We start from the raw sequence: 12,354 nt of genomic DNA, 5'->3' as shown, positions 1-12,354 counted from the left end.
CGGCGGGCGGGGGCAGGTCTGAAACGCGGTCAGGCCCGCCGGGTGGCGGGCAGGCCGGGCAGCGCCGGAAGCGGATCGCAGGTCATGGCACACTCCCCTCCCGTGAAGTGCGCCCCCGGCCGTGGCCGGGGGCAAAGGTCATTACTTGCCAAGGGCCTTCATGACGGCCTCGCCCAGATGGGCCGGGCTGTCAGCGACGATGATCCCGGCCGACTTCATGGCCTCGATCTTCGATTCCGCATCGCCCTTGCCCCCGGCGACGATCGCCCCGGCGTGGCCCATGCGGCGGCCTTTCGGCGCGGTGCGGCCCGCGATGAAACCGGCGGTCGGCTTCCAGCGGCCCTTCTTCTTCTGCTGCGCCAGGAACTCGGCAGCTTCTTCCTCGGCCGAACCCCCGATTTCACCGATCATGATGATCGACTGGGTTTCCGGGTCGTCGAGGAACATGTTCAGCACATCGATATGTTCGGTGCCCTTGATCGGGTCGCCGCCGATGCCCACGGCCGAGGACTGACCCAGACCGAGGTCGGTGGTCTGCTTCACGGCCTCATAGGTCAGCGTGCCCGAACGCGACACCACACCGACGCTGCCGCGCTGGTGGATATGGCCCGGCATGATGCCGATCTTGCAGGCGCCGGGGGTGATGACGCCGGGGCAGTTCGGCCCGATCAGGCGCGATTTGCTGCCTTCCAGCGCGCGCTTCACCTTCATCATGTCCAGCACCGGGATGCCCTCGGTGATGCAGACGATCAGCTCCATCTCGGCGTCAATCGCTTCGAGGATCGAATCCGCAGCGAAGGGCGGCGGCACGTAGATCACGGTCGCATTCGCCTCGGTCACGTGCTTGGCTTCGTGGACCGAATTGAACACCGGCAGGTTCAGGTGGCTGGTGCCGCCTTTGCCGGGGGTCACGCCGCCAACCATCTTGGTGCCGTAGGCGATCGCCTGTTCCGAGTGGAAGGTCCCCTGCGAGCCGGTGAAGCCCTGGCAGATCACCTTGGTATTTTCATTCACGAGAACAGCCATGTGTCTCTCCGTATGGTGGCGCTGCCACCGTTGATTGCGGGTCAGGCCGGGGCGCACCCGGCCCAAGGATCAATTCTTGGCCTGAAAGCGCAGGGCGGCGTTTTCGTCGGCGGAACACAGCGGGTCCTGCCCGGCCGAGGTGGGCGCAAGGGTCATCCCATTGCCCAGATCAAGCGCGGGGCAACCCTCGACCGTGGCAAGGCGGGGGACAACCCAGCCTGCCCCGTCCAGCAGGGTCGTGGCGCGGGCCAGCAGGGCATCGGTGCCCATCGCCCCCGTCTCGACCATGCAGAAGCCGGTTTCGGGCGCGTCCCAGAACATCGTCACGATGTCCTTCGACACATAGCGCACGGTGCCTTCGAATTCGTCCGCGCGCACCCATTCCGCCAGCTCATAGGCCGCCTCGGCCTTGGCCGGGTCCGTTGTCCCATACAGACAAGCGATGATCGCCCCGTCCAGCCGGTCAGCCAGCGCCTTGCCCTTGAGCAACGCCACCGCATCAGGCAGCGCGGCCAGGTCCTGCCCGAAGGCAGGCAGAGCCGTCAGAACCAGCAGGAAAGGGACCATCCGCTTGCGCATCGGATCAGCCCTTGACCGCTTTCACGATCTTCTGCGCGGCATCCGACAGGTTGTCGCCTGCGATGACGTTCAGGCCGGAATTGCGGATGATCTCTTTGCCCAGCTCGACGTTGGTGCCTTCCAGACGCACGACCAGCGGCACCTGCAGACCAACCTCTTTCACCGCCGCCAGCACGCCTTCCGCGATCACGTCGCAGCGCATGATGCCGCCGAAGATGTTCACGAGGATGCCTTTGACGTTCGGGTCAGAGGTGATGATCTTGAAGGCCTCGGTCACTTTCTCTTTGGTGGCGCCACCGCCCACGTCGAGGAAGTTGGCCGGTTCGGCACCGTAAAGCTTGATGATGTCCATCGTGGCCATCGCAAGGCCCGCGCCGTTCACCATGCAGCCGATTTCACCGTCCAGCGCGATGTAGTTCAGGTCGAACTTCGACGCGGCAAGCTCTTTCGGGTCTTCTTCGGTTTCGTCGCGCAGGGCGGCGATATCGGCATGGCGGTAGATCGCGTTGCCGTCGAACGAGACCTTGGCGTCCAGCACCTTCAGCTGGCCTTCCGGGGTCACGATCAGCGGGTTGATCTCCAGCATCTCCATGTCCTTCTCGACGAAGGCCTTGTAGAGCGTCTTGACCAGCGCCACGCACTGCTTCACCTGGTTGCCTTCCAGCCCGAGGCTGAAGGCCACACGGCGGCCGTGGAAATCGGACAGGCCCGAAGCCGGGTCAACCGAGAAGCTGATGATCTTTTCCGGGGTCGAGGCGGCAACCTCTTCGATGTCCATCCCGCCTTCGGTCGAGGCGACGAAGGAAATGCGCGAGGACTGACGATCCACCAGCAGCGCGAGGTAGAGTTCGCGCGCGATGTCCGAGCCCGCTTCGATGTAGATGCGGTTCACCTGCTTGCCGACCGGGCCGGTCTGATGCGTGACCAGCGTGCGGCCCAGCATCTGCTTGGCAAGCGTCTCGGCCTCTTCGACCGATTTGGCCAGGCGGACACCGCCCTTTTCGCCGGCTTCCGGCTCTTTGAACTTGCCCTTGCCACGGCCACCGGCGTGGATCTGAGCCTTGACGACCCAGAGCGGCCCGTCCAGCTCACCCGCGGCCGTCTTGGCATCTTCCGCTTTCAGGACGACGCGCCCGTCCGAAACCGGGGCGCCGTAGCTGCGCAGAAGCGCCTTGGCCTGATATTCATGGATGTTCATGGATCATGTCCCATCGCTGCTGATTTGGCGGGGTGATGCCATAGAAAAAGGCGGTCTCAAAATGGCTTTTGCGTGGCGGGCAGGTTTTGGCGCATAAAAATCGTATTTGTGATCACACCGCGAAAAAGTGTGATCACAAGCAAGGTTTCGTTAACGCAAACAGCATGCGGGGCTTCGCTCGAAAGACTCGGGCCGAGTCTCTTGCGACAGGTCAGGCCCTGCGCGCGACACAAAGCACCTGTCCCCGCGGCAGGCGGTTGGGGCGGATGTCGACCATCAGCCCGGCCTGCGCGCAGAAGTGCTGAACATCCTCGGCCAGCAGGTGATAGGGCGGGCGGATGTCATGCGTCACCACCCCGTCGGGCTGACGCACCGGCCCAAGGCTCGCCGCGGCATCGGGGGCAAGAAAGACGGTGAACAGGAACTTTTCAAACTTCGTGAATCGCTGCCCCACCCGGATCAGCGCCCGCCGCAGATGGTTCATCGGCAGATGGGTAAAGACCGCAAAGCAGAGCAGATAGTCAAAGGCATCCGGCACCCCCGGAAAGCTGAAGTCCGCATCCCCCACCAGCTGTGCGCGCGGCAGGCGGGCGCGGTCGCCCTCGGTCAGCTCATCGGCATAGCCCTTCAGGATCAGATCGCGCGACAGATCGGTGCCCCAGTAATTGCCGGGGTTCAGATAGGGCACGGCGCGGCAGCCCGTCCGCAGCGGACCGCAGCCGATATCCAGCAGCCGGTGGCACGGGCGCAGGCCCTCGGCCAGCAGCATCTGCATCTGGATGACGCCGGTTTCTTCCCACCGCCCCCCGATGATAGACCGGTGACGGCCGCGCGACAGGGCGTCGGGGATGAAGTCGGGCGCGTGATAGGGCGAGATATGGCCTTGGGTCATCCCCTGCCCTTACCGCAAGCGCAGGCAGCCCGCCAAGGGGGAAGCCCCCCAAAATGAACCGCGGCCGCGGCCGGGGAATTGCCCCCGGACCCGCGGCCGCGGAAAGGTCGTCAGACGATCAGGCCAGCGACGGGTCGATGGTCTTGCAGGCGGCAACCAGGCCCTTCACCGCATCGACCGACTTGTCGAACATGGCTTGTTCGTCGGCATTCAGCTTGATGTCGACGATGCGCTCGATCCCGTCCTTGCCGATGATGGTCGGGACGCCGACATACATGCCGTTCAGGCCGAAGGCGCCATCGACATAGGCCGCGCAGGGCAGCAGGCGCTTCTGGTCTTTCAGATAGGCTTCTGCCATTTCGATGGCCGAGGTGGCCGGGGCATAGAAGGCCGAACCGGTCTTCAGCAGGCCCACGATTTCGGCGCCGCCGTCACGGGTGCGCTGGATGATGCTGTCCATACGCTCTTGCGTGGTCCAACCCATCGCGACCAGATCCGGCAGCGGAATGCCGGCAACGGTCGAATAGCGGGCCAGCGGCACCATGGTGTCGCCATGCCCGCCCAGCACGAAGGCGGTGACATCGCGCATGGAGACGTTGAATTCCACCGACAGGAAGTGACGGAAACGCGCCGAATCCAGCACGCCTGCCATGCCGACCACCTTGTTGTGCGGCAGGCCCGAGAATTCGCGCAGCGCCCAGACCATCGCGTCAAGCGGGTTGGTGATGCAGATCACGAAGGCGTTCGGAGCGAATTTGGCAATGCCTTCGCCGACCGATTTCATGACCTTGAGGTTGATGCCCAGCAGGTCATCGCGCGACATGCCCGGCTTGCGCGGGACACCGGCAGTCACGATGCAGACATCGGCACCCGCGATGTCTTCGTAGCTGTTGGCGCCCTTCATGGTCGCGTCAAAGCCTTCCGACGGGCCGGACTGTGCGATGTCGAGCGCCTTGCCCTGCGGGGTGCCTTCCGCGATATCGAACAGGACGATATCGCCGAGTTCCTTGATGGCTGCGAGATGGGCGAGAGTGCCGCCGATCTGGCCTGCGCCAATCAGTGCAATCTTGGGTCGTGCCATGATTCCGTCTCCGGCTGGGATTGTATGCAATGGTATGCTATAGTGACCCCGGAAGATTCCCGCAAGATTCTTCGGGCCGCCGCGTCGCGGCATGACAGGCCCGACTGGCGCGCGCAAGATGTTTGCGCTAAACCCGGACGGATTTGACAAAAGCCAGCCGGGGCCATGATGCACGACACGATTTTCTGGGTCCTGGCGGGGTTGGCCGCAGTGCTTGTGGGCATGGGCAAAGGCGGTGTGCCGGTGGTGGCGATGTTGTCGGTGCCGCTGATGTCGCAGGTCATGTCGCCCGTGATGGCGGCGGGGCTTTTGTTGCCCATCTATGTCGTCTCGGACATGTTCGGGCTTTATGCCTATCGTCATGCCTTCGACAAACGACTGCTCGCCATTCTGGTTCCTGCCACCACAATTGGCGTCGTGCTGGGCTGGGCCACCGCACATGTTGTGGCCGAATGGGTGGTTTCGGGCATCGTCGGGCTGATCGGTGCCATCTTTGCGCTGAACATGCTGCGCCCCCGCCGTGTGGAACCCGCCGCAAAAACGGCCGAGGTCGCGCCGGGTATGTTCTGGGGCGCGCTGACCGGCTTCACAAGTTTTGTGAGCCACGCGGGCGCCCCGCCCTATCAGGTCTACACCCTGCCGCTGAAACTGCCGAAAGAGGTGTTTGCCGGCACATCGACCATCCTTTTTGCCTATGTGAACGCGATCAAGCTTATCCCCTATTGGGCACTGGGGCAGATCAATGTGGAAAACCTCAAACTCTCGGTCCTTCTGGCGATACCGGCCTCGGTCGCGGTTTTTGCGGGGGTCTGGTTGGTGCGGAAACTGCCGGAACGGCTGTTTTTCCAGCTGGTGACATGGGCGCTGCTGATCCTGTCGGTCAAGCTGGTCTGGGATGCGCTGACCAAGGTCTGACCCTCTACCACAGCAAACCGCGCGCCGCCTGCGTCGCGTAGATCAGACCGGCGAAACCAAGCGACAGGGCGTAAAGTCTTTCCTGAATCATGGCGGCGCACCTTTGCTGCGATCTGTCGTCACAGGCTGCCGTCCCAGGTGCTGATGCGCGGTTAACGGCCCGTTCCGGCCCGCCCGACACCAAAGTATTTCTGCATCGCGGCAAAACGGGTCTTGCCAGATATGCCGAAATCATGCTTCCTCGCGCAAGATTATTACTTACGGGAGAGACTCATGGCCCAGACCGCCCGCCCCTACCGTTCGGTCCTCTATATCCCCGGCTCGAAAGAGCGGGCGCTGGAAAAGGCGATGGGCCTGCCCGCCGATGCGATCATCTTCGATCTGGAAGATGCCGTCGCCCCGGATGAAAAGCCCGCGGCGCGCGAATTGCTTGCCAAGGTGCTGACAGATTGGGATTTCGGCAATCGCGCCCGGATCGTCCGCATCAACGGTTTTGACACAGAATGGGGGCGGGCCGATGCCGATGCGATGGATGCCGCCATTGCCCGCGGCGCGCGGATCGACGCGATCCTGATCCCCAAGGTGAACCGTGCCGCCGATCTGGATGCCGTGGCCGATGCCGTGCCGGGCGCCGATCTTTGGGCGATGATGGAAACCTGCATCGGGATGCTGAACGCGGCCGAGATTGCCGCGCATCCGCGCCTGAAGGGCATGGTCATGGGCACCAATGACCTTGCCAAAGAGCTCAACAGCCGGTTCCGCGCCGACCGTCTGCCGATGCAGGCGGGCCTTGGCCTGTGCCTGTTGGCCGCGCGGGCGCATGGCCTGACCATCGTCGATGGCGTCTATAATGCCTTCAAGGATGACGAAGGGCTGCGCGCCGAATGCGAACAGGGCCGCGACATGGGCTTTGACGGCAAGACGCTGATCCACCCCGCCCAGCTGGAGATCGCCAACAGCGCCTTTGCCCCTTCCGAGGCCGAGATCGATCTGGCCCGTCGCCAGATTGCCGCCTTTGACGCGGTGATGGCGCAGGGCGGCGGCGTGGCGGTGGTGGATGGCAAGATTGTCGAAAACCTCCATATCGTGACCGCCAAGGCCACCTTGGCCAAGGCAGAGGCGATTGCGGCGCTGGCCGAATAAGGGCAATGTGAACCGATTTCACATCTGCCGGAGCTTCGCACCATGACCCTATTGCTGATCGGCCTGATCCTCTGGATCGGCCCCCATCTCTTCAAACGCCTCGCCCCTGACCTGCGCGACCGCATGGGCGCGTCGGGGCGCGGGATCATGGGGGCGACGATCGGCGCGGGCGTCGTGCTGATGGTGCTGGGCTATCGCGCGGCGGATGGCGCCTTTTTCTGGGGTCGCAGCCCGGCGCTGGTGGGGATCAACAACCTGCTGATGCTGGTGTCGGTCTATCTCTTTGCTGCTGCCGGGATGAAAACGGCTGTGGCACGCAAGCTGCGTCACCCGATGCTGCTGGGCGTGCTGGTCTGGTCGGTGGCGCACCTGCTCGTGAATGGTGATGTGCCGTCCTTCGTGCTGTTCGGGGGCATGGGCCTTTGGGCCCTGGCGCAGATGGCGATCATCAACGCCCAGTCCGCCTGGACCCCGCCCGCCGCAAAACCCGCCAAGTTCGAGGCCATGGCCCTTGCCGGAACGATCCTGGTCTATGGCGGCATCGCCGGGGTGCATTACGCGCTCGGCTATCCTGCATTCGGGTGATCCAGATGAAACTTTACCGCTTCCTGTCGGACGATGACACCTCGGCCTTCTGCCACAAGGTCAGCGCCGCGCTGAACAAGGGCTGGGCGCTGCATGGCGACCCGACCTATGCCTTCGATGCCGCCCGCGGCGTCATGCGCTGTGGTCAGGCCGTGGTGAAAGAGGTGCCCGGCGATTACCACCCCGACCTCAAGCTCGGGGAGCAATAAGACCAGGGCGGGGACACCCCCGCCCGCAAATCCGGCGGATGGCCCCCGCCGCAAGGAGAGCGCAGATGAAAACGAACCCCGGACGCTTCTTCGAGGATTACCGCCTCGGCGAGACCATCCGCCATGCCGTGCCGCGCACCGTTTCGGGCGGCGAACGGGCGCTGTATCACGCGCTCTACCCGGCGCGGCATGCGCTCTATTCCAGCGATGCCTTCGCACAGGGCTGCGGCCTGCCCGCAAGCCCGCTGGAGGATCTGGCGGCCTTTCACGTCGTCTTTGGCAAGACCGTTCCCGACATCAGCCTGAACGCGGTGGCGAACCTCGGCTATGCCGAGGGGCGCTGGCTGCTGCCGGTCTACCCCGGTGATACGCTGCGCTCGGAATCGACGGTGATCGGCCTCAAGGAAAACTCGAACGGGAAATCCGGGGTCGTCTATGTCCGCACCCGCGGCCTGAACCAGCGCGATGACGTGGTGATGGATTATGTCCGCTGGGTGATGGTGCGGAAGAACAAGCTCGACGCCCCCGCGCCCGAAGCGGTGGTGCCCGCGCTGAAACCCGCGCTTGGGGCCGAGGATCTGGTGATCCCTGCAGGGCTTGATTTCACCGGCTATGACTTTGCCCTTGCGGGCGAGCCGCACCGCTGGGCCGACTATGCCGTGGGCGAAAAGATCGACCATGTCGATGGCGTGACCATCGAAGACGCCGAACACATGATCGCCACGCGCCTCTGGCAGAACACCGCCAAGGTGCATTTCGACGCCACCTTCCGCGAAGATGGCAAGCGGCTGATCTATGGCGGCCATGTCATCAGCATGGCACGCGCCCTGTCCTTCAACGGGCTGGCCAATGCCCAAATGATTGTCGCGCTGAATGGCGGCGCCCATGCCAATCCCTGCTTCGCGGGCGATACCGTGAAATGCTGGTCCGAGGTGCTGGACCGCGCCGAGACCCCCGCCCCCGGCGTGGGTGCGCTGCGCCTGCGGCTGGTCGCGGTGAAACAGGGCGCGAAACCGTTTGCCCTGAAGGGGGAAGATGGCAAATATCTGCCGGACGTGCTGCTTGACCTTGATTATTGGGCCCTGATTCCAAAATGAAACTGCTTCCGCTGCTGCTGTCCCTGTGCCTTGCAACGCCAGCCCTTGCCGGAGAGGATGAGCAGTCGGAATTCGTCGCGGACAACCTGATCGCGACATTCTATCACGAAATGGGCCATGCGCTGATCGATCAGCTGGAATTGCCCGTGCTCGGCCGCGAGGAAGACGCGGCCGACATCCTGTCGGTCCTGCTGATCGATGAGGTCTGGGAGCCGGAAACCGCGACGGGCATCGCGGAAAACACCGCGCTGTCCTATGTCTTCATGGCCGAGGCCAACGCCGATGCTGAACCTGCCTTCTGGGATGTTCACGGCCTGGATCTGCAGCGGTATTACAGCCATGTCTGCCTGTTCTATGGCGCCGATCCCGACACGCGCGCAGGCTTTGCCGAGGATTTCGAGCTTCCCCCCGAACGTGCCGAAGGCTGCGCCGAGGAATACCAGCTCGCGCTCGACAGCTGGTGGACCTACCTTGAACCGCTTCAGGAACAGGCACCCGGCACGGCAATCCTTGCGGGCGATTCCGAAGACGATTTCGCCGCAGAGGTGATCAGTGATGAGATCGACGCCCTGAACGAGCGTTTCGACCTGCCCTATGAGATCACGGTGGATATCGTTTCCTGCGATGCGGTGAATGCGTTTTACATTCCGGATGAGTCCCGGATCGTCATGTGTACGGAATACACGGATTATCTGTGGCAACAGGCGGAAGCCGCCGATCTGTGATCACACGCCATTTTTTTGTGATCACGAAATGAAAATTTTAGGGCTTGATAGCGCAAACGCGCAGCCTTTGCTGCGTTTGCACAGGTGACTTGGACGAAAAACGCGCTATTGAACGGATAGAATTCCTGCCAGCGCGCGACGCTTCCGCCGCGCCAAGCGACAGAGGGACAAGTCCATGACTGCACCGAAGCGGGTCGAGCGCCCCCTTTCCCCCTTCATGATCGGGCCATACTACCGCCCGCAACTGACCTCGATCACCTCGATCCTGACCCGCATCACCGGCAATGGCCTGATCGTCGGCACGCTTCTGGGCGTGTGGTGGCTGTTCTCGGCGGCCGTCTCGCCGGAATATTTCGCGCTGGCCGATGCGGTGGCGACCTCGTGGTTCGGGGATCTGGTCTTTGCGGCCTCGGCCTGGGCACTGTGGTATCACTACCTCGCGGGTCTGCGGCATCTTTACTACGATGCGGGCAAGGGGCTCGACATTCCCACGGCCGAAAAGCTCGGCTGGGCCTGCATCATCGGGTCGGTCGTGCTGACCGTCATCACCATCATTCTGGTCTGAGGAGGCTTCGATGCGCTATCTGACCGACCGCAAGCGCGCCATCGGCAAGGGTGCCTCGGGCACCGGCACGGAACATCACTGGTTCATGCAGGTTTCGGCCGTGGGCCTCGCCTTCATGATCCCGGTCTGGGTCTATATCTTCGGCTCTGCGCTTGGCAAAGGCCATGCCGATGTGGTGGCGACCTTCGCCCGCCCCTTCCCCGCGATCCTGACCGGGCTGGTCGTCTTCGTGGGCATGCGCCACTTCGCCAAGGGCGCGCAGATGATGATCGAGGACTACGCACGCGGCAGCGTGAAGAAGGGCCTGATCATGCTGGCAATTTCGATTTCCTATGCCGTGACCGCCGTGGCCTTCTACGCCCTGGCGAAGATCGCGCTCTGAGAGGCTGACTATGACTGCTTATCCGTATGAAGTTCACGACTATGACGTCGTGGTCGTCGGTGCAGGCGGCGCGGGTCTGCGCGCCACCCTCGGCATGGCCGAACAGGGCCTTCGCACCGCCTGTGTGACCAAGGTCTTCCCGACGCGGTCGCATACCGTGGCCGCCCAAGGCGGCATCGCGGCCAGCCTGGCCAATATGGGCCCCGACAACTGGCAGTGGCACATGTATGACACCGTCAAGGGGTCGGACTGGCTGGGCGATACGGACGCGATGGAATACCTCGCCCGCGAAGCCCCCAAGGCGGTCTATGAGCTGGACCACTACGGCGTACCCTTCTCGCGCACGGAAGAGGGCAAGATCTATCAGCGCCCCTTCGGCGGCCATACCACCGAATTTGGCGAAGGCCCACCGGTGCAGCGCACCTGCGCCGCCGCCGACCGCACCGGCCACGCCATCCTGCACACGCTTTATGGCCAAAGCCTCAAGAACAACGCGGAATTCTTCATCGAATATTTCGCGATCGACCTGATCATCACCGATGGCCGCTGCACCGGCGTGGTGGCATGGAAGCTGGATGACGGCACCATCCACGTCTTCAACGCGAAGATGACGGTTCTGGCGACCGGCGGCTATGGCCGGGCCTATTTCAGCGCGACCTCGGCCCATACCTGCACCGGCGACGGCGGCGGCATGGTGGCCCGCGCGGGTCTGCCGCTGCAGGACATGGAATTCGTGCAGTTCCACCCGACCGGCATCTATGGTTCGGGCTGCCTGATCACCGAAGGCGCCCGCGGCGAAGGCGGCTATCTGACCAACGCCAATGGCGAACGGTTCATGGAACGCTATGCGCCCCATTACAAGGATCTGGCACCGCGGGACTATGTGTCGCGCTGCATGACGATGGAAATCCGCGAAGGGCGCGGCGTGGGCGCCCAGGGCGATCATATCCACCTGCACCTGAACCACCTGCCCAAGGAAACGCTGGAACTGCGCCTGCCCGGCATTTCGGAATCGGCCCGCATCTTTGCCGGTGTGGACCTTACGAAAGAGCCGATCCCGGTGCTGCCGACCGTCCACTACAACATGGGCGGCATCCCGACGAACTATTGGGGTGAGGTTCTGAACCCCACCGCCGACAACCCCGATGCCGTCTTCCCGGGCCTCATGGCCGTGGGTGAGGCCGGTTGCGCCAGCGTTCACGGGGCAAACCGTCTGGGGTCGAACTCGCTCATCGACCTCGTGGTCTTCGGGCGTGCGGCGGCGATCCGCGCGGGCCAGATCGTTGATCCGAAAGAGCGCAATGTCCCGGTCAACACGACCGAAGTCGACCGCGCTCTGTCGCGCTTCGATGGTCTGCGTCATGCCAATGGCGCAATCCCGACGGCCGACCTGCGCCTTGAGATGCAGAAGACGATGCAATCCGACGCCGCCGTCTTCCGCACCGAAAAGACGCTGGGCGAAGGCGAAGTGAAGATGACCGCCATCGCCGGCAAGATGGGCGATCTGAAGGTCACCGACCGCAGCCTCGTGTGGAACAGCGACCTGATGGAGACGCTGGAGCTTACGAACCTGATGGCCAACGCGCTTGCCACGATCTACGGCGCCCATGCCCGCACCGAAAGCCGCGGCGCCCATGCGCACGAAGATTTCCCGCAGCGCGACGACGTGAACTGGCGCAAGCATTCGCTGGCGTGGGTCGATGGCGCGCAGGTGAAACTGGGCTACCGCGCCGTGCATACCGATCCGCTCACACCGGAAGCGGAAGGGGGCATCAGCCTCAAGAAGATCGCCCCGGCCGAGCGGAAGTTCTGATGCAGGTCTCTGCCGCCCCTTGCCCTGTCACGCCCGGCCTGCCCCGCAGGTCGGCCCGTGGCGGCATGCGGGCAGGCAGGGCCCGGCAGGTTCTTGCCGCCCCCAAGGCGGCACCGGTCACGGTGGGTCGCACCCCGGCGCGGG

Annotated in this window: 14 protein-coding genes; 9 read left to right on the top strand and 5 right to left on the bottom strand. The window is 63.7% G+C overall.

Annotated elements, in window-relative coordinates; genetic code table 11:
• Nucleotides 1-141: 141 nt before the first annotated feature.
• The 5 genes from sucD to mdh form a co-directional block, all read right to left on the bottom strand.
• Complete coding sequence (gene sucD / locus IE101_RS07635; RefSeq protein ID WP_189633236.1) at nt 142-1,026, bottom strand: succinate--CoA ligase subunit alpha; 885 nt, start codon at nt 1,024-1,026, stop codon at nt 142-144.
• A 69-nt stretch (nt 1,027-1,095) separates the two neighbouring features.
• The gene (locus IE101_RS07630) at nt 1,096-1,605 is read right to left on the bottom strand and encodes a hypothetical protein (RefSeq protein WP_189633235.1); all 510 of its coding nucleotides are present in this window, start codon (nt 1,603-1,605) and stop codon (nt 1,096-1,098) included.
• Nucleotides 1,606-1,609: 4 nt separating this feature from the next.
• Nucleotides 1,610-2,803, bottom strand: a complete 1,194-nt coding sequence (sucC, locus tag IE101_RS07625) for an ADP-forming succinate--CoA ligase subunit beta (RefSeq protein WP_189633234.1) — start codon at nt 2,801-2,803, stop codon at nt 1,610-1,612.
• A gap of 211 nt (nt 2,804-3,014) precedes the next feature.
• The gene (locus tag IE101_RS07620) at nt 3,015-3,695 is read right to left on the bottom strand and encodes a class I SAM-dependent methyltransferase (RefSeq protein WP_189633233.1); all 681 of its coding nucleotides are present in this window, start codon (nt 3,693-3,695) and stop codon (nt 3,015-3,017) included.
• A gap of 118 nt (nt 3,696-3,813) precedes the next feature.
• Nucleotides 3,814-4,776 (bottom strand): malate dehydrogenase, encoded by a 963-nt coding sequence (gene mdh / locus IE101_RS07615; RefSeq protein WP_189633232.1) that lies wholly within the window; start codon nt 4,774-4,776, stop codon nt 3,814-3,816.
• A gap of 168 nt (nt 4,777-4,944) precedes the next feature.
• Here mdh and IE101_RS07610 point away from each other — a divergent pair, with 168 nt between their 5' ends.
• The 9 genes from IE101_RS07610 to sdhA all read left to right on the top strand — a co-directional run bounded on the left by IE101_RS07610 (nt 4,945) and on the right by sdhA (nt 12,210).
• Nucleotides 4,945-5,691 carry a sulfite exporter TauE/SafE family protein gene (locus tag IE101_RS07610; protein WP_189633231.1) on the top strand — a complete coding sequence of 249 codons (747 nt, stop codon included), beginning with the start codon at nt 4,945-4,947 and terminating at the stop codon, nt 5,689-5,691.
• Between the two features lie 273 nt (nt 5,692-5,964).
• Nucleotides 5,965-6,834, top strand: coding sequence for an HpcH/HpaI aldolase/citrate lyase family protein (locus IE101_RS07605; protein WP_189633230.1), 870 nt, complete (start codon nt 5,965-5,967; stop codon nt 6,832-6,834).
• Nucleotides 6,835-6,876: 42 nt separating this feature from the next.
• The gene (locus IE101_RS07600; protein WP_189633229.1) at nt 6,877-7,419 is read left to right on the top strand and encodes an NnrU family protein; all 543 of its coding nucleotides are present in this window, start codon (nt 6,877-6,879) and stop codon (nt 7,417-7,419) included.
• 5 nt (nt 7,420-7,424) lie between these two features.
• Nucleotides 7,425-7,628, top strand: coding sequence for a DUF1737 domain-containing protein (locus IE101_RS07595; RefSeq protein ID WP_189633228.1), 204 nt, complete (start codon nt 7,425-7,427; stop codon nt 7,626-7,628).
• 65 nt (nt 7,629-7,693) lie between these two features.
• Nucleotides 7,694-8,725, top strand: coding sequence for a MaoC family dehydratase (locus IE101_RS07590; protein WP_189633227.1), 1,032 nt, complete (start codon nt 7,694-7,696; stop codon nt 8,723-8,725).
• Entirely contained in the window at nt 8,722-9,450 is a 729-nt protein-coding gene (locus IE101_RS07585) for a DUF4344 domain-containing metallopeptidase (protein ID WP_189633226.1), read from the top strand. Before IE101_RS07590 ends, IE101_RS07585 begins: the two co-directional genes overlap by 4 nt.
• A 175-nt stretch (nt 9,451-9,625) precedes the next feature.
• Nucleotides 9,626-10,015: a succinate dehydrogenase, cytochrome b556 subunit gene (sdhC, locus tag IE101_RS07580; RefSeq protein ID WP_189633225.1), complete on the top strand. Its 390-nt coding sequence runs from the start codon at nt 9,626-9,628 to the stop codon at nt 10,013-10,015.
• Between the two features lie 10 nt (nt 10,016-10,025).
• A complete protein-coding gene (gene sdhD, locus IE101_RS07575; RefSeq protein WP_189633224.1) occupies nt 10,026-10,397 on the top strand; it encodes a succinate dehydrogenase, hydrophobic membrane anchor protein in 372 nt (123 codons plus the stop codon).
• 10 nt (nt 10,398-10,407) lie between these two features.
• The gene (sdhA, locus tag IE101_RS07570; protein ID WP_189633223.1) at nt 10,408-12,210 is read left to right on the top strand and encodes a succinate dehydrogenase flavoprotein subunit; all 1,803 of its coding nucleotides are present in this window, start codon (nt 10,408-10,410) and stop codon (nt 12,208-12,210) included.
• Nucleotides 12,211-12,354: the final 144 nt, after the last annotated feature.

Origin of the sequence: Gemmobacter lanyuensis (genome assembly GCF_014652355.1) — a bacterium.
GTDB classification, from domain to species: domain Bacteria; phylum Pseudomonadota; class Alphaproteobacteria; order Rhodobacterales; family Rhodobacteraceae; genus Gemmobacter; species Gemmobacter lanyuensis.
Note: the sequence above shows the minus strand (reverse complement) of the source record. Positions and strands in the feature narration are given on the sequence as shown.